Origin of the sequence: Corallococcus sicarius (assembly GCF_003611735.1) — a bacterium.
In the GTDB taxonomy this organism is placed as follows: domain Bacteria; phylum Myxococcota; class Myxococcia; order Myxococcales; family Myxococcaceae; genus Corallococcus; species Corallococcus sicarius.
In genome coordinates this window covers 1-20,857 of sequence record NZ_RAWG01000105.1, presented here as the reverse complement: position 1 = coordinate 20,857, position 20,857 = coordinate 1, and the positions used below count along the sequence as shown (strand labels likewise).

Annotated in this window: 18 protein-coding genes; 10 read left to right on the top strand and 8 right to left on the bottom strand. The window is 70.5% G+C overall.

The features are described from left to right. Positions 1-22: 22 nt before the first annotated feature. Positions 23-1,108 carry a TolB family protein gene (locus D7X12_RS18105; RefSeq protein ID WP_120626520.1) on the top strand — a complete coding sequence of 362 codons (1,086 nt, stop codon included), beginning with the start codon at positions 23-25 and terminating at the stop codon, positions 1,106-1,108. 16 nt (positions 1,109-1,124) lie between these two features. Here the strand turns inward: D7X12_RS18105 and D7X12_RS18100 are convergent, their stop codons facing one another. The 3 genes from D7X12_RS18100 to D7X12_RS43740 all read right to left on the bottom strand — a co-directional run bounded on the left by D7X12_RS18100 (position 1,125) and on the right by D7X12_RS43740 (position 5,327). Beyond that, positions 1,125-3,080 (bottom strand): sensor histidine kinase, encoded by a 1,956-nt coding sequence (locus D7X12_RS18100; RefSeq protein ID WP_120626519.1) that lies wholly within the window; start codon positions 3,078-3,080, stop codon positions 1,125-1,127. A 203-nt stretch (positions 3,081-3,283) separates the two neighbouring features. Next, a complete protein-coding gene (locus tag D7X12_RS18095; protein ID WP_120626518.1) occupies positions 3,284-4,132 on the bottom strand; it encodes a carboxypeptidase regulatory-like domain-containing protein in 849 nt (282 codons plus the stop codon). A 223-nt stretch (positions 4,133-4,355) separates the two neighbouring features. Next, positions 4,356-5,327, bottom strand: coding sequence for a hypothetical protein (locus D7X12_RS43740; protein WP_208719119.1), 972 nt, complete (start codon positions 5,325-5,327; stop codon positions 4,356-4,358). A 187-nt stretch (positions 5,328-5,514) separates the two neighbouring features. Here D7X12_RS43740 and D7X12_RS18085 point away from each other — a divergent pair, with 187 nt between their 5' ends. Next, positions 5,515-6,489, top strand: coding sequence for a hypothetical protein (locus D7X12_RS18085; RefSeq protein ID WP_120626517.1), 975 nt, complete (start codon positions 5,515-5,517; stop codon positions 6,487-6,489). Between the two features lie 62 nt (positions 6,490-6,551). On the opposite strand, the gene D7X12_RS18080 is transcribed toward D7X12_RS18085, so the two are convergent. Then, positions 6,552-7,223 (bottom strand): DsbA family oxidoreductase, encoded by a 672-nt coding sequence (locus D7X12_RS18080; protein WP_120626516.1) that lies wholly within the window; start codon positions 7,221-7,223, stop codon positions 6,552-6,554. A gap of 187 nt (positions 7,224-7,410) precedes the next feature. After that, a complete protein-coding gene (locus D7X12_RS18075; protein ID WP_120626515.1) occupies positions 7,411-8,430 on the bottom strand; it encodes an ATP-grasp domain-containing protein in 1,020 nt (339 codons plus the stop codon). Positions 8,431-8,507: 77 nt separating this feature from the next. Between D7X12_RS18075 and D7X12_RS18070 the strand changes: the two genes are divergently transcribed. The 5 genes from D7X12_RS18070 to D7X12_RS18050 all read left to right on the top strand — a co-directional run bounded on the left by D7X12_RS18070 (position 8,508) and on the right by D7X12_RS18050 (position 14,268). Continuing rightward, entirely contained in the window at positions 8,508-9,941 is a 1,434-nt protein-coding gene (locus tag D7X12_RS18070; RefSeq protein ID WP_208719117.1) for a sigma 54-interacting transcriptional regulator, read from the top strand. A 148-nt stretch (positions 9,942-10,089) separates the two neighbouring features. Continuing rightward, a complete protein-coding gene (locus D7X12_RS18065) occupies positions 10,090-10,821 on the top strand; it encodes a TadE/TadG family type IV pilus assembly protein (protein WP_341868229.1) in 732 nt (243 codons plus the stop codon). Then, complete coding sequence (locus D7X12_RS18060; protein WP_120626513.1) at positions 10,818-12,437, top strand: pilus assembly protein; 1,620 nt, start codon at positions 10,818-10,820, stop codon at positions 12,435-12,437. Before D7X12_RS18065 ends, D7X12_RS18060 begins: the two co-directional genes overlap by 4 nt. Beyond that, a complete protein-coding gene (locus tag D7X12_RS18055) occupies positions 12,434-13,465 on the top strand; it encodes a pilus assembly protein (RefSeq protein WP_120626512.1) in 1,032 nt (343 codons plus the stop codon). Before D7X12_RS18060 ends, D7X12_RS18055 begins: the two co-directional genes overlap by 4 nt. Then, positions 13,465-14,268, top strand: coding sequence for a hypothetical protein (locus D7X12_RS18050; protein WP_120626511.1), 804 nt, complete (start codon positions 13,465-13,467; stop codon positions 14,266-14,268). Before D7X12_RS18055 ends, D7X12_RS18050 begins: the two co-directional genes overlap by 1 nt. Before the next feature lie 19 nt (positions 14,269-14,287). Here D7X12_RS18050 and D7X12_RS18045 read toward each other — a convergent pair whose 3' ends face one another. Beyond that, positions 14,288-14,659 carry a hypothetical protein gene (locus D7X12_RS18045; protein WP_120626510.1) on the bottom strand — a complete coding sequence of 124 codons (372 nt, stop codon included), beginning with the start codon at positions 14,657-14,659 and terminating at the stop codon, positions 14,288-14,290. Between the two features lie 121 nt (positions 14,660-14,780). Between D7X12_RS18045 and D7X12_RS18040 the strand changes: the two genes are divergently transcribed. Then, a complete protein-coding gene (locus D7X12_RS18040; RefSeq protein ID WP_147443710.1) occupies positions 14,781-15,074 on the top strand; it encodes a hypothetical protein in 294 nt (97 codons plus the stop codon). Between the two features lie 44 nt (positions 15,075-15,118). Next, positions 15,119-18,013, top strand: coding sequence for an isoleucine--tRNA ligase (ileS, locus tag D7X12_RS18035; protein ID WP_120626508.1), 2,895 nt, complete (start codon positions 15,119-15,121; stop codon positions 18,011-18,013). Positions 18,014-18,029: 16 nt separating this feature from the next. Here ileS and D7X12_RS18030 read toward each other — a convergent pair whose 3' ends face one another. Then, positions 18,030-18,788 (bottom strand): Mut7-C RNAse domain-containing protein, encoded by a 759-nt coding sequence (locus D7X12_RS18030; protein WP_120626507.1) that lies wholly within the window; start codon positions 18,786-18,788, stop codon positions 18,030-18,032. 197 nt (positions 18,789-18,985) lie between these two features. Here D7X12_RS18030 and D7X12_RS18025 point away from each other — a divergent pair, with 197 nt between their 5' ends. Further along, a complete protein-coding gene (locus D7X12_RS18025; protein ID WP_120626506.1) occupies positions 18,986-20,332 on the top strand; it encodes an endonuclease/exonuclease/phosphatase family protein in 1,347 nt (448 codons plus the stop codon). 61 nt (positions 20,333-20,393) lie between these two features. Here the strand turns inward: D7X12_RS18025 and D7X12_RS18020 are convergent, their stop codons facing one another. Beyond that, positions 20,394-20,747, bottom strand: a complete 354-nt coding sequence (locus tag D7X12_RS18020; protein ID WP_244224616.1) for a hypothetical protein — start codon at positions 20,745-20,747, stop codon at positions 20,394-20,396. Between the last annotated feature and the right edge of the window lie 110 nt (positions 20,748-20,857).

Below are 20,857 nucleotides of genomic sequence, written 5' to 3'. Positions count from 1 at the left end.
CCGGGCACGGCGCTGGTGGGCCATGCTCGGGTTGCTGGGCGCCGTGGGTTGCGAGGGCCGCTGCGGCGGCGCCTCCGCCACGGCGCCCGGTGTCCCGTCGCAGTCGCGGTCGCAGTCCCTCTCCGAGGCGGAGCGGCGGGCCCTTCCGGGCACCATCGTCTTCCTCTCCGAGCGGGCGGGACAGAAGGACGTGTGGCGGGTGACGCCCACGGGGCAGGAGACGCAGGTCACCTCCGCGCCAGAAGACGAGTACCCCGGCCCGCCGTCGCCGGACGGCCGCACGCTGCTGGTGGTGGCGTCGGGCGAGGCGAACGGGCACGTGTTCCAGCAGCTGCGCGCGCAGCCCCTGCAGCCCCTGCCCGGAAGTGCGGCGGTGGCGCTGCATCCGCCCCGGCCCCGCGCGCGCAACGCGAGCTGGGGCCCGGATGGCACGTGGCTCGTCACCGAGTCGGACGCGCGGGGCTTCAGCGACGTGGTGCGCCTCGCGCCCACGGCGAACGCGGTGGACACGCCGGTGACGCAGGTGAAGCAGGGCTGCTTCGAGCCGGCGGTGTCCCCGGACGGCCGCGAGGTCGCCTGCGTGTGCAGCGGCGAGGGCGACCCGGAGGTCTACGTCTACCGCGCGGACGGCACGGGCGAGCCCCGCCGCATCACCACGTTCTACATGGAGGACCGGACGCCGCAGTGGAGCCCGGACGGCCAGTGGCTCCTGTTCGTGAGCAACCGCGAGCGCCGGGAGCGGCTGTACCTGGTGCGCGCGGACGGCTCCGACCTGCGCGTGCTGTCCGGCGAGGGCTTCGCGGGCGACGAGCGCGAGGCGGCCTTCAGCCCGGACGGCCAGCGCGTGGCGTACGTGGCGCGGCTGGAGGGCGGCAAGAGCCGCATCTGGGTGGCGACGCTGGCGGGTGGCGCCCCGGTGGCGCTGACGGACGGCACCCACCGCGACGACATGCCGGCGTGGAGCCCGGACGGCAAGGCCCTGGTGTTCGTCTCCGAGCGCGACGGCGACACCGACCTGTACCTCATGCGCGCGGACGGCACGGGGCAGACGCGGCTCACCACGGCGAAGGGCGCGGACTGGCTGCCCCGCTGGTTCATCCCGCGCTGAGCGCGCCTGCGCGGCTTCAGCCCGCCCGCTGCCTCGGGGAGGCCGCTCCAGGAGCGGCGGCGACGGCCTCCAGCGGCACGCTGAAGAAGAAGGTGACGCCCCGGTCCGGCTCGCTCTCCACCCAGATGTGGCCGCCGTGGGCCTCCACGATGAGCCGGCTGATGTAGAGCCCCAGGCCCAGCCCCTTGCCGTCGGCGGAGCGGCCGTCCTCGGTGCGGTAGTACTTGTCGAACAGGTGGGCGGCGTCCTGGGTGGACAGGCCCACGCCCTGGTTGCTCACCGACACCACGGCCTGCTCGTGCACGGTGGTCAGGCGCACGTCCACGGGCGTGCCCTGGGGGCTGTACTTGATGGCGTTGGTGAGCAGGTTGGTCACCACGCGCTCCAGTCGCGCCGCGTCCAGGGGCACGGGCGGCAGCGGGGCCTCCAGGTGCAGCCGGAAGCGCTCGCGCGCGTCGGGGGGCAGGTCGCGCTCCAGCACCTCCTCCAGGAAGCGGCCCAGGTCGCGTGACTCGCGGCGCAGGTCCACGCGGCCCGACTCCAGCCGCGAGCCCTCCAGCAGCTCTTCAATCATCGTGTTCATCCACTCCACGTTGTGGATGATGGCCTGGGCCATGTGGCCTTCGCGCTCCAGCTTCCGCTCGTGCAGCGCGCGCTGGAGCAGGTGGGCGCGCAGGTTGATGGTGCTCAGCGGGTTGCGCAGGTCGTGGGAGATGAGCCCCACGTACTCCTCGCGCAGCTTCTCCAGCTCCCGGCGCTCGGTGACGTCGCGCAGGATGGCGATGAGCGTGGCGTCAGCGGCGCCCTCCAGCGGGCTCAGGCGCACCTCCAGCGGCACGCTGGTGCCGTCCTGGCGCCGGCCCGTCACCAGCCGTCCGCCGGTGGCGCGCGGGGGGCCGCTCGGGGACGGGCCATGGAGGCCCTCGGGCACGAGCAGCTCCACCTCGCGGCCCAGCAGGGCTTCGCGGCGGAAGCCGAACACGCGCTCGGCTTCCGCGTTGGCGAAGCGCAGCCGGCCGCTGGCGTCCACCACCACCATCGGGTCGGGCGCGGTGTCGAGGAAGGTGCGGAAGCGCGCCTCGGAGGCCTCCAGCGCGGAGTTGGCCTTGCGCCGCTCGCTGTCCAGCAGGTCCAGCGCTCTCGCGGCCAGCAGCACCAGCGTGGCGCCGCCGGCGGCCACCACCGTGGCGAAGAGGGGGAACTTCGCGTCGTGGCTCAGCGTGCCCGACAGGTGCATCAGCACCAGCGTCAGCCCCAGCACCGGCGGCCCCAGCAGCGTCACCGGCACCAGCCGCCGCGCCACGAAGCCGCCCAGCGTGTCGCGCGTCAGCCGCGCCATCAGCCCCTGGTCCGGCCGGGCGCACAGCGTCCCCACCGCCAGCAGCACCAGCACGCAGGTGGTGTGCAGCCCCATGCTGCGCTCTTGGAAGAAGAAGAACGGCGCGGCGGTGGACGTCCCCAGCGGGCCCAACAGGAAGCCGTTGAGGCCCAGGAGCGCCGCCATCAGCGTGAGCGACACCAGGCCATCCGGCCACGACAGCCGCGCTTCACCGCCCCGGTCCAGCAGCGCCAGCGCCGGGCCCAGCAGCAGCAGGCACAGCGACGTCAGGGGCGAGGTCGTCAGGCCGGGCTGCGTGAGCCCCTCGTCGTCCAGGAGGCGCAGGAACAGCGCGTCCAGGCCGCCGCTGCCCATCGTGAGGACAAGGTCCACGAGGCTCGCCGCACCCAGGACGGCGGTGGCCCACGCCAGCACGGTGCCCAGCCAGTGGCGGGTCCGGCTCACGTCGCGCCGCAGGCGCAGGCCCAGCGCGGCGCCGCCCAGCATCAGCCCCAGCGCTTCGCCCGGCCGCATCACGGGCATCGCGGCGCCCATGGACTTGAGCACCATCACGTCCAGGGCCCAGCCCAGCCACACGAAGAGGCCCACGAGGCAGGCGGCGGCCGCGGCGCTGCGCGCAAGGGCACGGACCAACACCGTGCTTCGTGGCATCGAACGGCCGCTCATTGTCCGCGCCCCCCCCGGAACGCCAGCGTTGCATCTTGCCACAACATCACGCGCCGCAGGCCGCTGGGGCAATGCGACGCCAGGGCCGTCCCTTGTTCGGTGAGAACAGGGATGTCCGACTTTTCAGGACCTCAAGGATGAGGCCATTCAAGGGCCGTGTCGAGGGGGAACTACGGTGCGTAGCGTCCCGGGTACACGGTGAGCACCACGCCCAGGCCCGGGCCGGCGTCCACGTTGCGAGGCACGTAGGTGTCAGCGCCCTCCACGGACAGCTGGAAGGATTCCAGGCTGGAGGCGGAGTGCACGTAGAGGAACAGGCCGTGGGACGCGGTGCCCGCCGGGTTCACGGAGGCGAGGTCCTCGGACGGGTAGAGGATCCGCTCCGCCAGCTCGGCGCGGTCGAGCGCCACGCGTGCGCCGCTCACGGGCCGGCCCTGGAGGTCCACCACGCGGCCGAGCACGAAGCCCGCGGCGGCCAGGGTGGAGGCCTGGTCCCCGGTGAGGCCCCGGAGGCGGGGCTCGCCCACGGCCGCGCCCAACTGGTCCACGAAGGCGACGGGCAGGGCCCAGGCCCGCGCGTCGATGATGTCCGTGCGCGGACGGGTGCCGGTGAAGGCGGTGTCGTAGATGAGGGTGGTGCTGCGCACGAGCCCTTCGTGCGCGAGCCCCACCGCGAGCCCCTGGTGGATGTCGCGCACGGGCACGTCGGTGATGCGGAAGGTGCCGTCCTCGGACACCGCTCCCGTGGCGAAGGTGGCGGACGCGTCATTGACGGCCACGCGCAGCGGCTCCTCCACGCTCAGCGCCACTCCCGCCAGCGAGGTCGCGGAGGCCTCCCGGCCCACGGCCTCCGGGAACACCGCGGCCTGGCCGCTGACGAGGATGCGAAGGTTCTCCAGATCCACGGCCTCGGCGTCCTCGGTCCGCACGCCGGGGTCCGGTGTGAAGCCGCCGTCGCCACAGGCCAGAGCCACCAGCCCGAGCACGGCACCACCCGCCGCCCGAATGAATTGTTTCATCGCGGCGCAACATCGTCACGGTCCCCCGCGATCGCAATCCGTACCGGGGCCCGGTCCGTCCCCTGGAGGACGCCGCGCCGCGCTGGAGGGCCGGGTGCGCCGGACGCCGCGGACTCCGGATGTTGAAAACACGTCGGCACCGGGAGCCTGCCTCCGCTGGTGGCGGAAGGCCGCGCCCGGTGCCGGGAGTCCTGCACGGGAAGACGGGGGAAGGTTGGAGCGCCTACCTCTTGCCCGTGTTCCAGCCGCCACTGCCACTGCCGCTGCTCCGGCCGCTGCCGCTGCTGCTTCCGCCGCTGTTCCCGCTGCTGCTGCTGCCGCTGCTCCGGCCGCTGCCGCTGCTGCCCCAGCCGCCGTTGCCGCTGCTGCTGCCGCTGCTCCGGTCGCTGCCGCTGCTGCTGCTCCCGCTGCTGCTGCTTCCGCCGTTCCCGCTGCTGTTGCTGCTCCGGCCGCTGCCGCTGTTGCCCCAGCCGCCGTTGCCGTTGCCGTTCCCGTTCCCGTTGTTGCCGCTGCTGCCACGGGAGCTGTCGTTGTCGTCGTCACGGCCCTTGCTGCCCGGGGTGCCCCAGCCGCCCTTGTTGTCGTTGTTGTCACGCGGGCTGTTCGCGGCGGGGGCGGCGTTGCTGCGACCCCAGCCACCGCTGGAGCCGCTGGGAGGACGGGCGCCGGTGCCATTGCCGCCCGGAGGAGGACGGCGGCCCACGTTGGTGTCCCCCTGGTGCGGGGCCGGCCCGGGCCGCGAGGGACCGGAGTTGTAGCGGACGTTCCCGGCGGAGGCCGCGTGGCTCCGGTCCCACCGGTAGCCGCGGCTGCCGCGGTCATACGAGTACCCGCCGCCCCACGAACCATGCGGGTAGAAGTCGTGCGAGTGGCGCCCGTGGAAGCTGCAGTAACCGCCGTGGGGGACGGGGTGGTAGTCCCAGTACCAGACGACCGTCGGGCCCCGGTAGTAGTAGACGTCGTCCGTGTAGACGTAGGACGTCTGGGGCGGCTGGTAGTCGTGGACGTGGCCGTAGTCCTCCGGGCACCACCCGCCGCCGTAGTCGTCGGGGACGGGGTGCGCGCCGGCGAACCGGTACTGCGCCACGGGCTCGACGTAGGCCACGCGGGCGGGGCGGTGGGAGTGGGCCTCCACGAGGCAGCCGGTCCCCATCAGCAGGGTCACGGGGACGACCAGCGCGAGCAAGCGGTTCATGAGCAATCTCCTGGCGCGGAAGTGGACCCCCAAAGCGTCCCGCTCCGCAACCTCTGCCCCCACGGACGGCCCGGCGCCCCATTAATTCATCCCGGACGGCCGCCTGCCCGGAAGGAGGGGGAGGGCACCCGCTGATATGACGCGAGGGGCGCGGGCCCCCGGGAGCCCGCGCCTGGGAGAGACACCGATGTCGGACATGGATTTTGGAAGGGGGGCGGGGGCGACCTGCGCGCTGCACCCCCTGCGGGGCGCCACGGGCACCTGCGCGCGGTGCGGCAACTTCATGTGCGACACGTGCAGCGAGGGTGGCACCTCCGCGCGCTGCCCCACGTGCCGGGAGCGCCAGGGCCTCACGTTCCCGCTCCACCGGGACAACTGGACCGTCAGCGCGCTGTGGGACCTGTGCTGGGCGGCCTTCCAGCGCGAGTGGGGCATGCTGTCGCTGGCGGTGTTGATCACCCTGGGCGTGTCCGGCGGCTCGCAGCTGCTGGTCAACATCGGCCTGGGCATTGGCGCGGCGGCGGACAGCCCCGTGCTCATCGGCGTGCTGGGCGGCGCGGGCTTCCTGGCGCAGCTCGTGGTGCAGGGGCTGGTGCAGCTGGGCCTCCTGCGCGTGTGCTTCGACGTGCTGCACGGCGGGCGCGCGGACCTGGCGCGCCTCTTCAGCCAGATGCACAAGGTGATTCCCTACCTGCTCACGCTGCTCCTCATCTTCGCCATCGTGGTGGTGCCGATGATCCTCCTGGGAGGACTGGGGTTCCTGGTGGTCCTGGGCACTGGCCTGTCCGCGGACGCGGCGCGCGGCGAATGGCTGAACGCCCTGGGGCCCGTCCTGGGTGTGGTGGCGTTGCTGTCGGTGGTGCTGCTGTTCCCGCTCTTCTACGTGCTGCTCCCGCTGTACTTCGTCCAGCCGGAGCTCGCGTACGAAGAGGTGCCGCCGTCGCCCGTGACGGTGCTGCGGCGCTGCTGGGAGCTCGCGCGGGGACAGCGCCTCGCCATGGTGGGCGTGGGCCTCATCACGGCCTTGGTGATGATAGGCGGCCTCATCGCGTGCTGCGTGGGCCTCATCCCCGCCATGGGGCTGAGCCAGCTGCTCGTGGCGGGGATGTACCTGGCGCTGCGCCCCCGGTCGGACGAGGGCTCGGATCCGCTGCCGGGCTGAGGGCGTGCCTGCGCGGCCTCACGCGCGCCTTCGCGGGAACGAAGGCGCGCGGAGACGGTTCTTCAGTGCACCAGCCGCTCGGAGGAGCCGAAGCGGGGCGTGGTCACCTTGCCGAGGCACGCGAGGATGTGCTCGCGGTACTCGGTGAGTTCGCGCAGGCCGCACAGCATCCAGCGTCCGCCGATGACGAGCGTGGGCACGCCCCTCACGCCGCGGCTGCCGGCCAGCCGGTGCTCGTCGTAGATGAGCCGGCGCGTCTCCTCGGAGCGGAAGGCCGCGGAGAACTGGTTCATGGACAGGCCCACGCGCGACGCGAGCTCGAACACCACATCCGAGCGGGACACGTTGACGCCCTGCTCCAGCGCCGCGCGTTGCATGGACCGCGCGAGGAAGGCGCGCGCCTGGGGCCCCTGCAACCTCGCGGCTTCCAGCGCCGCCAGGGCCGGGACGCTGGAGCGGGGAGGATCTCCTCCCAGCCACAGGTCCGTGGAGAGCAGCGCGGCGGTGGGTTCGGCTTCGCGCTGCGCGCGCTTCACCTCTTCCACCAGTCCGCGCACTTCGCGCTCCGTGGGCAGCACATCGTGCAGCCGCAGGGGATAGGGCCGGACACTCCAGCGGACGGCTTCACCAAACTCCTGGCGAAGCACGTCCAACCGCAGGTCGGCGAGGTAGCACCAGGAACACAACACATCCTGGTAGACGGTGATCTGCAGCGGCTTGTGCAGCGTTTTCATCGGGGGTCGCCAGATTAGAGGCGCATCCCCACCAATGCCAACACCCCCTGACAATCCACGCCCGTTGGCATTCCCGCATTCTTGATGAGCATGCGAGGCACCGTGCGCACCGTGAGCATTTCCATGCCCGCAGTGAAGCAGGCGGGCAGGCGCGGATCCGCGCCCGCGCGCCTGCTCTCACGCGTGTTTACGACGCGCGACCGGCCCGCGCGACCAGCGCACCGGCCCGGGTCCCCGCGTACACCAGCGCATGCTCCACGATGGTCCCGGCGATGTCCTGGCCGGTGGCGCCCTCCAGGCCCTCGAAGCCGGGGCTGGAGTTGATCTCCATCAGGCGCGGGCCCTCACGGCCCTCCAGCATGTCCACGCCCGCGACCTCCAGCCCGATGATGCGCGCCGCCTTCACCGCGGCCTCCATATAGGCAGGGGGCAGGGTGATGGCGCGGCCCTCGCCGCCGCGGTGGATGTTGGAGCGGAACTCGCCCGTCTTCGCCTTGCGGCGCATGGCGCCCACCACCGTGTCGCCCACCACCAGCGCGCGCACGTCGCGGCCCTCGCTCTCCGCGACGAACTCCTGGAGGACGATCTCCTGGCCCAGGTCCCAGAAGGTGTCGAGGATGGTCTGCACCTCCGGCAGCGTGTGGGCGATCATCACGCCCACGCCCTGGGTGCCCTTGATCAGCTTGATGATGACGGGAAGGCCCCCCACCTCCTGCACCAGCTTGCGCACGTTGCCGCGATCATGCGCCATCACCGTGCGGGGCATGTCCAGGCCCGCGCGGGCGAGGAACTGGAGCGCGCGCAGCTTGTCGCGGCTGCGCGCGATGGCCGTGGGCGGGTTGAGCACCGGCACGTCCATCATCTCGAAGTGGTTCACCACCGCCAGGCCGTACGCGGTGATGGACGCGCCAATGCGGGGGATGACCACGTCCACGCCCTTCACCTCCGCCCCGCGGTACGTCATGCGCGGGCGGCCCTGGGCCAGCATCAGGCAGCAGCGCAGCGTGTCGAAGACGAGCGCCCGGTGCCCGCGCTCCTTGATGGCCTCCACCAGCCGGCGCGTGGAGTACAGCGAGCGCTTCCGGGAGAGGATGGCCACGGTCTTCTTCGCGCGGGGCCGGCGCGGACGCGGTGCGTCGCCACGCTCGGGTGCCTGCGCTCCAGGCGTGACGGGCGCCTTCTTCGACTTCGCTTTTCGGGGGGGCATGCGGGGCGCGGGACACTAGCACGCACCGGCTGTCAGGCATGGTGAGTGGGCGCCCTTTGCTATCCTCGCGTTCACTGATGACCGCCTCCAACCCGCATCCCGACGACATCCACACGAATCCAGGTGATGTCGGCCTCGAGCTGTCGTCCCAGTCCCCCATGCTGGGGGAGACGCTGGTGGTGGATCCGCGCGCCACCCTGAAGCTCCACAAGTGCCGCCTGCTGGTGACGTCCGGGCCGGACACCGGGCGCTCCATGGCCAGCGACAAGGAGCGGCTGCGCTGTGGGGCCCACCCGGGCAACGACCTGGTGCTGGTGGAGGACCGCACGGCGAGCCGCCACCACTTCGAGGTCCAGCACACCGAGCGCGGCTACCTGCTGGTGGACCTGAACTCCACCAACGGCACCTTCCTGGACGGCCGCCGCATCGAACGGGCCTACCTGTCCCCGGGCTCGCAGATCCGCGCCGGCTCCTCCGTCATCACCTTCGCGCCGCTGGACGAAGAGGGCGCGGTGGAGCCCGACCGTGAGGGCGAGCTGTGCGGCATGGTGGGCCAGAGCGTGAACATGCGCCAGGTGTTCGGGCTCATCAAGCGCATCGCGCCCATGGACGTGTCCGTCATCATCCAGGGGGAGACGGGCACCGGGAAGGAGCTGGTCTCCACCGCCATCCACGAGCTGTCCGGCCGCAAGAAAGGCCCCCTGGTGGTGCTGGACTGCGGCGCCATTCCCCCCAACCTCATCGAGAGCGAGCTGTTCGGCCATGAGAAGGGCGCCTTCACCGGCGCGGTGTCCGGCCGCCCCGGCGCCTTCGAGCGCGCGCAAGGGGGCACCATCTTCCTGGACGAGCTGGGCGAGCTGCGCCTGGACCTGCAGCCCAAGCTCTTGCGCGTGCTGGAGAACCGGGAGGTGCGCCGGGTGGGCGGCAACGACGTCATCGAAGTGGACGTGCGCGTCATCGCCGCCACGCACCGGGACCTGGTGAAGGAGATCGCCGCGGGCAACTTCCGCGAGGACCTCTACTTCCGCCTGTCCGTCATCAACATCCAGCTGCCGCCCCTGCGCCAGCGCCGCGACGACATCCCGCTCATCCTCAAGCAGGCCCTGGCGGAGCCGGAGGTGGTGGACAAGCACGGCCGCAAGCGCTTCTCCGCGGAGGCCCTGGGCCTGCTGATGGCCTACGCGTGGCCCGGCAACGTGCGCGAGCTGATGAACGTGCTCTCCCACGTGCTGACCTTCTCCGAAGGGGAGGAGATATTGCCCTCCCACCTGCCCCCGCGCGTCCGGGGCCAGGCCCGCGAGGGGCCGCTGCCCTTCAACGAGCACCTGGCCTTCAAGGACGCCAAGGAGCAGCTCCTGGAGAACTTCGAGCGCGAGTACGTCACCAGCGTCCTCACCCGCTGCGAGGGCAACCTCTCCCGCGCGGCGCGTGAAAGTGGCCTGCACCGGAAGTCCATCGAGCGGCTGGTGAAGAAGTATCAGCTCGACGCCAAGGGACTGAAACCCCGCTGATACAATGCGTCATGAGGCCCCCTGGACCTATGACGCGCTGTGTCGGCGGTCACTTGACGGATACTGCGAGGTCCCCCCGTCCCGCAGGATGACCCCCCGAATGCCTCCACGCCATCCCAGCGAATCGAGCGAATCAGGTCAGGCTGCGGTGGAGACAGCAATCACGCTGCCGCTCGTGGTCTTCCTCGTGCTGGGGACGCTGCAGCTGTTCCTGATGATGCAGGGCCGGCTGATGGCGGAGTATGCGGTCTTCCGCGCCACGCGCGTGGGCAGCGTGCGCCACGGCGACTGCGAGGCGATGACGCACGCGGCGGTGGTGGCGCTGCTGCCGAGCTTCTATTCGTACCTGGGGCGGGGTGGCGCGGGAGGCACGCCCGGCCAGCGGCTGGCGGCCGCCTTCGCCGCGCGCCGCAACAACCCCTACAACCAGTTCCGCTACGTGCCGGGCCCGGACGGCAACCACGACGGCGTCATCCTGTGGCTCATCCGCGAGCAGCCGATCGCCTCCGCGGTGCCTGACGAGGATGCCTACTTCGACCAGTTCGACGATGGCGTCACCCGGCTGGAGACGCGGCTCATCTACTGGTTCCCGCTGAAGATCCCCTTCGCGGACTGGGTCATCAGCCGCATGGTGCTGGCCCGCTGGGGGTGGCAGGACTACACGGCGCAGAACCCGCTGATGCTGACGCAGAAGGCCCAGTGGCAGCAGACGCATGCGTTCAACGTGGAGGCCGCCATCCGCGCGGAGGTGATGGCCCGCTTCGCGATGCGGCAGTACGTAATACCCATCCAGGCCTCCGCCTCCCTGCGAATGATGACGCCCGTGCAGCGGCGCTTCTTCAACACCCAGAACTGCCACCCGGCCCCGGACGCCCTATGACGATTGCGCGCCTTTCTCGCGGTCAGACGCTGGTGTTGTTCGTCCTCACGCTGCTGCTGATGACGCTGCTTGTCTGCCTGACGCTGTCGCTGGGCAGCAAGGTGAAGGAGAAGATGGAGACGCAGGCGGTCGCGGACGCGGTGGCCTACAGCCAGGCCGCGCAGACCGCGCGCGTCTTCAACGAGATGGCGCTGATGAGCCGCGCGCAGATTGGCCACATGGTGTCCCAGGCCGCGGTCAACAGCCTCATCAACTGGAGCAGCTACTACCGCTCGCAGGTGGGCGCGGCCGTGGGGGCCTACCAGATTGCCTCCGCGCCGTACTGGGCGCTGGTGCCGTGCTGCTTCCCCTATTCGGGGTGCAGCCAGTTCTGCGGCTGTGCCGTGGGCGCCATCGCGACCATCAACACGTCGGTCGCGCGGCTCGCCGCCTACGACGCGATGATCGCGGCGCGGTGGGAGGGGCTGGAGGCCCCGGCCGCCCGGCGGGCCATGCTGCTGGGGCGCGCCGCGCAGCTGCTGTTCCTGGATGGCCAGGTGCTGGAATACGCGCGCTACATGCTGGAGATGACCGACGAGAAGGTCGCCAAGCGCATCGTCGAGGATGCGCAGTCGGGCAGTCCCTTCGGGGGGGAGATCCGCAGCAACAGCAACACCGCCATCAACGAGGTGATGCCAGGCATTGGCGCGGTGCTCCCGGACATCCTCTCCCAGCATCACGTCTTCGCGGCCATCGGCAGCCGGGGACACAGCTTCGTGACGAAGCGCAACTTCTATCCCACCGCTGACTGGGCCGTCACTGGCGGCATCCAGGCGCAGGCCATCACCCCTCCGGACGTCTTCATGTCCCAGGGCGGGTTTGGCGCGGGCTACTGGTCCGCGATCCCCGACCACGCCGGCTTCGGTTCCAGTGACGTGGCGGCCATCGCGGACGACCACGGCTTCGGCTCGGTGGTGTTCAACCGGGGGCGTCCTCCCTGCCCGACCACGTCGGGCGGGATGATGATCAGCGCGTCCCTGCTGCGCGCCACCGACATCATGGACGGCTCGGACATGCATGCCTGGCTGCCGTCCGCGACCTCGGGGCTCGGCATGGACATGGAGCCCGCGCAGACGCGTCACGACATGGGCCGCTGCACCCGGCTGGGCATCGGACGGTGCCCGTCCGTGTGGCCCATGTTCATGGACTACAACTACGTGCACCTGGTGACGCCCGACAACGTCTGGGGGCAGCCGAAGAACTACGCCGTCATCCAGCGCGACTACGCGCAGCGCGCGGGCGCGGGCGGAGACCCCTGGGACCTGCTGTTCCGCTTCCGCTTCAACCCGTCGAACTCGGGCACGGAGTTCGACAACCGGGGCGTGCGCCTGGGGCCCATGTTCGGAGGCATGGACATCAGCCAGCAGACGGCCGTCTCCACCGGCATCAGCTACTACCACCGCCGCGAGCACTGGCGGGAGCCGCCCAACCTGCTCAACCCCTACTGGCGCGCCACCCTGGTGACGGATGACGTGGACGAGGAGGACATGACCGACGCGCTGGACGACTCGTCCGTGGGCTGGGCGTCGGAGGCCTACCGCGCCCTGAAGGCCCAGGGCTACAAGGGGATGCCATGAGCCACGGGCGCAACCGGACGCGGCGGGCCCGGGGGCAGGCCGTCGTGGAGGCGGCCCTGGGACTGATGGTGTTCACGTCGGTCCTGGTGTTCCTCATCCACTTCTCGGAGATCTCCATCTTCTCCGTGAAGCTGACGGCGGCGACGCACGCGGCCCTGCTGGATGCGCCCGGCTACCAGTTGCACGAATGGCCAATGGACTCCGACCCCTCCCGAGAGGCCGTCGTCAAGGCCGCGGAGTCGGCGACGATGCGCTACGCGGACTTCGACGGCCTGAGCCGCACGCCCGGGCCGGGGACGGGCATCAACCAGGTCTTCACCCGGACCGACGGCATGACGGTGACCTGCACGCCGAACGGCCCGGGGTATGATCCGCACCCCTTCACGGCCGTCGCCTACAGCGATGGCGGTGGCATCTCCTGCAACGCGCGCGCGCAGCTGACCGCCTTCCGCTTCCCCCAGCGCTTCGCGGAGGAGTCCCAGGGGTCGAGCGGCCTCTTCGAGCAGGAGCATTACGCCATGAACCCCCTGCCCGTGTGTGGCATCGGGCGGGCCTGGGGGGGCGGGGCGTGCTCCGCGTCGCTCACCAGCATGCTGGACGACTGGGGACTGACGGGGCCGGACGAATCCGGCCAGTGCATCATCGTCCCGGACTTCCCCGGGCCGTGCCCGACCAACGCGCCCTACTGGCAGATGGCGGCCAGCGTCTACGGCCTGAGCATGATGGTGAACGCGCTGGGCCCGGACTTCTCCGGCAGCTCGCTGGCCCTGGGCATCGTGGGCAGCCTCCCGCTGCCCTTCTTCTACGGCGCGGAGAACGTGTTCTGGATGAGCGCCATGGGAGAAGAGGCGGGCTTCCTCCAGCCGATGCCGGTGGATCCGGGTGGCTACTATGGCCCCACCGCCTGGGTCTTCGCCTGGCCCACCACGCCGGGTGCCATCCCTCCAGGCCCCTTTCTGGGCGCGGTTCCCTATCCCATCTCCTTCGGGCAGCGGGACGGCTGCTTCCTCGGTAAGAACTGCCCTTGATGATCTCGCTTCTCCTGTCCCTCACGTTGGCGGCGGGGCCCGCGGCTTCGGTGGACGCGGGCAGCCCCCAGCCCGGACCGGCCGCGCGCGGCAAGGCCTCCGTGAAGGGCAAGGCCTCCGCGGATGCGGGGGTCCCCGACGCGGGCGTGCCCGGGGCCGTCGCGCCCAAGCGGCCGTTCCGCTGGGACATCCCGGGCAAGGTGGTCTGGGTTCCGTCCGCGGGCCCGCAGGTGTCCGACGGCGTCCCCATGGACCTGCAGCTGGCCCGGACCGACTGGGGGCTCGACGCGGTCGTCCAGTACATGCTGGACAGCTTCCGCAAGGCGGGCTTCTACATGGCCCCGCTCCGGGAGCAGCGCTCGCCCACCACGGAGCCGATGCTGACCGCGCTCGACGTGGAGAAGCTGGTCGCCTACACGGTCATCTTCCAGGAGAACGCCGACAGGTCGGTGACGCTCATCCTGGGGACGTCCGATATGTCGAAGTACACGCCGCCCGGGGCGACGCTGGGCTGGGCGCCGCTGATGCCGGGGTCGGAGCAGGTGACCCGCTCGGACCTGGAGGGCGCGCACCTGGCGGTCTTCGCGGCGAAGCCGGGCACGACGCAGGCCCAGGTGTTCGACTACTACCGCACGGCGCTGAAGCCGGTGGGCTACGCGGAGGATCCCGACGAGCCGGGGCTCTTCCGCCGCGGCTCCGAGGTACTGAAGGTCAGCACGCGCGACGAGGAGGGCCTCCTGATGGTGTCGCTGCGCCACCGCCAGGGCGGGGGCGCTGCTCCTCGCGGCGGCGGGCCTCCCTGAGGGAGGCCCCGCGGGCCTGCTAGTGGCCGTGGCCCTGGGCGTTCCGGAGGTTGTTGGGGTTGGGGACCTTCATGCCGCAGCCCCGGTTGCAGGACATCGTCTTCTCCGCGCACCGGTTGACACAGGTGGAGTCGCCCTTCTTGCAGCGGTTCATGCAGCGGGTCATGGGCTCCTGACACTTCGACACGCACTGCGCCTGCTCCTGGTCCTTGAAGGGCGGCTTCATCTCCTCGCCCTTGTCGTTCTTCATGGGCGGCAGCGGCGTCGAGGCGACGACGGCCTCCAGCGACGACTCCAGCGGGGCGGAGGGAAGGGCCCACGCCGTGGTGGTGCCAAGGAGAAGGAGGGCGGTGAGGCCCGAGAGCATCAAGCCGTGGCGGCGGGACTTCATGGAAGGCCTTTCGAAGGGAGCGCCTCCGAGTATAGCCCGCCGCTTCCATGGAATGAAGGCGCGCCGGGACTGCCTGTCCGGCGGTTGCTGAGCGATGATTCCTGCAAAGGAGCATGACGACATGAAGACGCGGACTGCGGTACGAGGCTGGCTGGGATTGATGGCGCTGGGGGCCGTCCTGATGGCGCCGCAGGCGTTCGCGCAGTCGTGCGAGGACAAGTGCGCGATGAACGCCGCGCCCGTCCTCAAGGCCTGTGTGAAGAAGTGCCCCGCCAAGGACCAGTCGTGCGCGACCAACTGCACGAAGCGGTTCCAGGCGCAGAAGGCGAAGTGCAGCAAGGGCTGTCCCAAGGGCAAGGGCAAGGGCAAGGCCACGCAGCCGCCGCACTCGCACGAGCACGACCACGACGAGTGACGTGATTGAAGCTCCCGCCCGGGGGTGTTACGGCCGCTGGAGCCATGAGCGACGCCCCCTCCCGCAAGGACCTCGACGCCACCGTCCACCTGCCGCGCACGGAGTTCCCCATGAAGGGGAACCTGGCCCAGCTCGAACCGCGCCTGCTCGCGTGGTGGGCGGAGGCCGGCGTGTGGAAGAAGCTGCTGGCGAAGAACGCCGGCCGTGAGCCCTTCGTGCTGGCGGACGGGCCCCCGTACGCCAACGGCCACCTGCACGCCGGGCATGCGCTCAACAAGGTGCTGAAGGACATCGTGGTGAAGTACCGGAACCTCTCCGGACGCCCGTGCGACTTCATCCCCGGCTGGGACACGCATGGTCTCCCCATCGAGCAGGCGGTGGAGAAGCGGCTGAAGGAGCAGAAGCTCGACAAGCGCACGCTGTCGCGCGACGCGCTGCTGGAGCGCTGCCGCGGGTACGCGCTGGAGTTCGTGGACATCCAGCGCGCGGAGTTCCAGCGGCTGGGCGTCTTCGGCACGTGGGATGCGCCGTACCGGACGCTCGACTTCGCCTACGAGGCGCAGGAGCTGCGCGAGCTGGCCACGTTCGCGCGGCGGGGCATGCTCTACCGGCGCAAGAAGCCGGTGGCGTGGTGTCTCCAGGACCAGACGGCGCTCGCCGAGGCGGAGGTGGAGTACGCGGAGCACACGTCGCCGTCCGTGTACGTGGCCTTCGACGCGGGGGCGTCGCTTTCGGACCGGCTGCCGCAGCTGAAGGGCCAGCGCGTGTCCTTCGTCATCTGGACCACCACGCCGTGGACGCTGCCGGCCAACCTGGCCATCGCGGTGAACCCCACGTTCGAGTACGTCTTCTACCGGCTCGGCGACCGCGTCCTGTGCGTGGCCAAGGACCTGCTGGCGAAGGTGCTCGCGGAGGTGAAGGCGGACGAGCTGGCGGTGAAGCACGTGCAGCTCCCCACCGGGGAGGTGTCGTCGCCGGCGCTGGTGGACCCCTCGCGCATCATCGCGTACGCCACGGGCGAGGAGCTGGAGCACGTGACGTACCAGCACCCGTTCTACGAACGGCAGGGCCGCGTGCTGCTGGGGGAGCACGTCACGCTGGAGGCGGGCACGGGGCTGGTGCACACGGCGCCGGGGCACGGCCAGGAGGACTACGAGGTCGGGCTCGCATACGGCCTGGACATCTACAACCCGGTGCGCGCGGACGGCCGCTACGACGACACGGTGGGCGAGGTGCTCGCGGGCCGGCGCGTGTTCGACGCGAACGCGACGGTGCTGGACCTGCTGGTGCAGCGGGGCGCGCTGCTCAATGACAGGACAGACACCGTCACGCACAGCTATCCGCACTGCTGGCGTTGCCACCAGCCCGTCATCCAGGCCGCGACGTACCAGTGGTTCATCCCCATGGACGCGCCGTTCCACGGCACGCAGACGTTCCGGCAGGCGGTGCTGGAGCAGGTGGACCGGGTGCGCTGGGTGCCGTCGTGGGGACAGTCGCGCATCCGGGGCATGTTGGAGGGGCGTCCGGACTGGTGCATCAGCCGGCAGCGCAGCTGGGGCGTGCCCATCCCCATCGCGTACTGCGACGGGTGCGATGAGGCGGTGGTGTCTCCGGAGGTGATGGAGCGCGTGGCGGCGGCGGTGGAGCAGGAGGGCGCGGGCGTGTGGTACCGCACGCCGGTGAAGGACTTCCTCGGGGAGGACTTCCGGTGTCCCCGCTGTGGGAATGACGAATTCCACCGCGAGACGGACATCCTGGATGTGTGGTTCGACTCGGCGTGCATGTTCTCCGCGGTGCTGGGCACGCGGCAGCGCGTGCCGGCGGACCTGTTCCTGGAGGGGAGCGACCAGCACCGGGGCTGGTTCCATTCCTCGATGCTGGTGTCGGTGGGCACGCGGGACGTGGCGCCCTACAAGGCGTGTCTCACGCACGGCTTCGTGGTGGATGGCCACGGCGAGAAGATGTCCAAGAGCCGGGGCAACACGGTGGCGCCGGACAAGGTCATCCAGCAGTACGGCGCGGAGGTGCTGCGGCTGTGGGTGGCGGCCAGCGACTACCGCAACGACGTGCGCCTGTCGGACGCCATCCTCAAGGGGCTGTCGGAGGGCTACCGGAAGATCCGCAACACCCTGCGCTATGCGTTGGGCAACCTGCACGACTTCGACCCGGCGAAGGACGCAGTGCTGGCGGAGGCGTTGCTGCCCTTGGACCAGTGGGCGCGAGGCCGGCTGGCGCAGGTGGCGGCGCGGGTGCGGCAGGCCTACGAGGACTACGAGTTCCACCTCGTCTACGCGACGGTGGTGGACTTCTGCGCCAACGATTTGTCGGCGGTGTACTTCGACATCCTGAAGGACCGGCTCTACACGGCGAAGGCGGACGGGCCCGCGCGCCGGGGAGCGCAGACGGTGCTGCACGAGGTCCTCACGGTGCTGCTGCCCCTCCTGGCGCCGGTGATGAGCTTCACGGCGGAGGAGGCGTGGCAGCACCTGCCGGGCGAGCACACGGAGAGCGTGTTCCTGGCGGGCTTCCCGGAGCCGACGGCGGCGCTGTCGCCTGGATTGGCGGAGCGGTACACGAAGCTGTTCGCGGTGCGCGGCGCGGTGCAGGGCGTGCTGGAGGTGGCGCGGCGGGACAAGCGCATTGGCGCGTCGCTGGAGGCGCGCGTGGTGCTGACGGCGGAGGGCGCGGTGCGGGAGCTGCTCCAGGCGCACCTGACGGAGCTGCCCGGGCTGTTCATCGTGAGCCAGGTGGAATGGGCGGACACCGCGTCCGATGCGGCGACGACGCTGGACGTGTCACAGGCGTTCGGTGACGGCGCGTCCCTGTCCGTGGAGGTGCTGCCGGCCCTGGGGACGAAGTGCCCGCGCTGCTGGGTGTATTCGGAGGCGGTGGGGCAGGGCGATGCGGTGTGCCTCAAGTGCCGTGAGGCATTGGGCTGAGGTGTCTGGAGTTGCATCAGGCCCGCGGTTCCAGGCCGCGCAACGTGTCCACCAGGGCCTGCATGCGTTGGTGGTGCGTGCCGGGCCAGAAGACGCGCTGGCAGCCGGGGCACTGGTGGAAGTGGGTGTGGCGTTCGGCGACGCCTTCGGGGACGCGGCCCCGCACCTCGTCCGGCGTGGCGGGGGACAGCTTCGCGTTGCAGGCCATGCAGCGGGAGAAGGGCCGCATGCGTGACGTCAACCCGTAGCGGCGCACCACCTCCACCAGCTGATCCGCGGGATCCGTGGCGCGCGGGTAGTAGCCGTGCTCCACCTCCGAACGCTTGAGCACGCCCAGGTCCCTCGTGAGCAGCACCCGCGCCTCGTCATGTGACAGGCGCGCCAATTGGTCGTCCGCGAAGTCGTTGCGCCACAGGGTGTCGAAGCCGAGCATCCGCAGCAACCCCGACAGCCGCCCCAGGCCCACGTCCAACACGAAGCCCGGCATCGCCGGGAGCGGCGGTCCCACGCGGGACTCCGCCGGTACCTGTGGCGCCTGGAACGCGGGGTAGACGTCGAGCCGCGTGTCCGGTTTCGCCCGGTGCGCGAAGCCCACCGGCGCGTCGTCCACCAACACCACGTCCACTTCCGGGTGCGGGGGGCCCAACGACTCGATGAGGTCCTTCACCGAAGGGCTGCCCTGCAGCACGTGGGTGAACACACGCTCCCGGCGCTCCGGTGCGAGGAAGTCGTTCAATGCACCGTGGATCCGCACCGTCAGCTGCCGTGGTGACATCCGGGATTCCTCACGTCGTGCTGCGTCAGGTTTGCGCGGGTTGAATTCTCATTTTGTGTGAATGGGAGAGCAGACATCCTCACGGGCCGTCGGAGGACAGCACGCCTGAAAACTTCTATAATCACGCGTCAGCCGGCGCGCCGATACCGCCCGGGCAGTCCCTCGCCCCCCTCGGTAGCAAGGATTCAGGTCCACGTATGTCCATGAAGCCCCCTCCGTTCCTTCGCGCATTCGTGGTGCTTGGCGCCCTGGTGATTGCCTGTGGCCCGGACGAAGCGCCGTCACCGCCCGCGAAGCCAGGGACGTCCGTGGATGCCGGGACCCAGGCCGACGCAGGCACGGATGCGGGGGCATGGACTTCGTGTGAACCGGAGGCGGACACCGGCGTGTGCGGGGCGAACGCGTCCTGCGTCTCCATGGAGGTCCCCCAGGGGAACTTCTGCGCCGACGTGTGCAGTGACCTGACTCCCTGCCAGCAGCCGAACACCATCTGCTGTATCGCCTACCCCGAACACCAGGATGTGGGCGTCTGCCTGTCCGTCGACGAGTGCAAGCGACGTGCTGATGCGGGCACGGGCGACGCGGGCTCCCCCGTGGACGCGGGCACTCGGGATGGAGGCTCCACGGGCGACGCAGGCCCCACGGGCGACGCGGGCACTCCGGATGGCGGCTCCACGGGCGATGCGGGCTCCCCTGTGGACGCGGGCACTGCGGATGCGGGCACGGACTCGGGCAGCGGCTACACGCAGATCCGGATCATGGCGGCCAACATCACCAGCGGGAACCTGCAGTCCTATGATCCAGGGCACGGCCTTCGGTTGATGCAGGGCGTGAATCCCGACGTCGTGCTCATCCAGGAGTTCAACTACAAGACGAACTCCGTGGCGGACATCCGCGGCATGGTGGACTCGACCTTCGGCACGGACTTCTCCTACTACCGCGAGGGCGGGGCGCAGATCCCCAACGGCATCATCAGCCGCTTCCCCATCGTCGAGTCGGGCGAGTGGAAGGATCCCAAGGTGTCCAACCGCGACTTCGCCTGGGCGCGCATCGACATCCCGGGGCCGCATGACCTCTGGGCCGTCAGCGTGCACCTGCTCACGAGCAGCAGTGGCGATCGCAACGCCGAGGCCGCGAGCCTGGTGACCTTCATCAAGGGCAAGTTCTCCCAGGACGGCGTCCCGGCCAGCGACTACCTGACCATCGGCGGCGACTTCAACACCGACAGCCGCTCCGAGAGCTGCCTCACCACCTTCAAGCAGCTGGTGAGCACCGCCGGGCCGCACCCCGCCGACAAGAACGGCAAGGACGGCACCAACGTCAGCCGCAGCAAGCCCTATGACCACGTGCTGGTGGACGACGACCTGTACCAGCACCGGGTCCCCACCGTGATTGGCGCCAGCTCCTTCCCCAACGGGCTCGTCCTGGACAGCCGCGTCTACACGCCCATCTCGGAGATCTCTCCCGCGCTGTCGGGCGACAGCAGCGCCAGCAACATGCAGCACATGGGCGTCGTGAAGACGTTCCTCACGCCCAACTTCTAGCCTGCGCACGAGGGAGCAGCCGGGCACGTCACCGGGCACTCCACGGTGCCCGGCCGGGCCCTCAGAAGCTCCACTTGTGCTTGTTCTTCGCCAGGAAGCGGGACACCGGCGGGATTCGCGCGATGAGCGGCGTGAGCACGAACACCGCCGCCAGCCGCACGGGCTTCACCGCCTGGGACGCCACGTAGGCGGCGCCCCACGCGCCCGCCTGCGCCCCGGTGCTCTCCGGCTGGAAGCCCGCCCGGATGGCCATCCAGAACCCCACGATGACCAGGCCGAAGATGAGGTAGTTCACCGCGATGGCCAGCGGGCCGTAGTCCACGATGAGCTTCTTGAAGCGCGCCAGCAGCGAGAGCTTCTCCGCCGGAGGCGTGGTGGTCGTGGGTGGGGCAATGTCGGGGGTAGGAGGTTTCACGTCCGGCTCAACAGGCGCCATGGGCGCACCATGCCCGAAACCCTGGCCCTCCGGGAGTTCTGAGGCAGGCGGGCCGACAGGCGTCAGGGGGGCCGGGTTGTCAGGGCTCC

Coding starts and splice junctions, on each gene's coding strand:
- D7X12_RS18105 (WP_120626520.1), top strand. CDS start 23: ATGCTCGGGTTGCTGGGCGCCGTGGGTTGCGAGGGCCGCTGCGGCGGC.
- D7X12_RS18095 (WP_120626518.1), bottom strand. CDS start 4,132: ATGAAACAATTCATTCGGGCGGCGGGTGGTGCCGTGCTCGGGCTGGTG.
- D7X12_RS43740 (WP_208719119.1), bottom strand. CDS start 5,327: ATGAACCGCTTGCTCGCGCTGGTCGTCCCCGTGACCCTGCTGATGGGG.
- D7X12_RS18085 (WP_120626517.1), top strand. CDS start 5,515: ATGTCGGACATGGATTTTGGAAGGGGGGCGGGGGCGACCTGCGCGCTG.
- D7X12_RS18080 (WP_120626516.1), bottom strand. CDS start 7,223: ATGAAAACGCTGCACAAGCCGCTGCAGATCACCGTCTACCAGGATGTG.
- D7X12_RS18075 (WP_120626515.1), bottom strand. CDS start 8,430: ATGCCCCCCCGAAAAGCGAAGTCGAAGAAGGCGCCCGTCACGCCTGGA.
- D7X12_RS18070 (WP_208719117.1), top strand. CDS start 8,508: ATGACCGCCTCCAACCCGCATCCCGACGACATCCACACGAATCCAGGT.
- D7X12_RS18060 (WP_120626513.1), top strand. CDS start 10,818: ATGACGATTGCGCGCCTTTCTCGCGGTCAGACGCTGGTGTTGTTCGTC.
- D7X12_RS18055 (WP_120626512.1), top strand. CDS start 12,434: ATGAGCCACGGGCGCAACCGGACGCGGCGGGCCCGGGGGCAGGCCGTC.
- D7X12_RS18050 (WP_120626511.1), top strand. CDS start 13,465: ATGATCTCGCTTCTCCTGTCCCTCACGTTGGCGGCGGGGCCCGCGGCT.
- D7X12_RS18045 (WP_120626510.1), bottom strand. CDS start 14,659: ATGAAGTCCCGCCGCCACGGCTTGATGCTCTCGGGCCTCACCGCCCTC.
- D7X12_RS18040 (WP_147443710.1), top strand. CDS start 14,781: ATGAAGACGCGGACTGCGGTACGAGGCTGGCTGGGATTGATGGCGCTG.
- ileS (WP_120626508.1), top strand. CDS start 15,119: ATGAGCGACGCCCCCTCCCGCAAGGACCTCGACGCCACCGTCCACCTG.
- D7X12_RS18030 (WP_120626507.1), bottom strand. CDS start 18,788: ATGTCACCACGGCAGCTGACGGTGCGGATCCACGGTGCATTGAACGAC.
- D7X12_RS18025 (WP_120626506.1), top strand. CDS start 18,986: ATGTCCATGAAGCCCCCTCCGTTCCTTCGCGCATTCGTGGTGCTTGGC.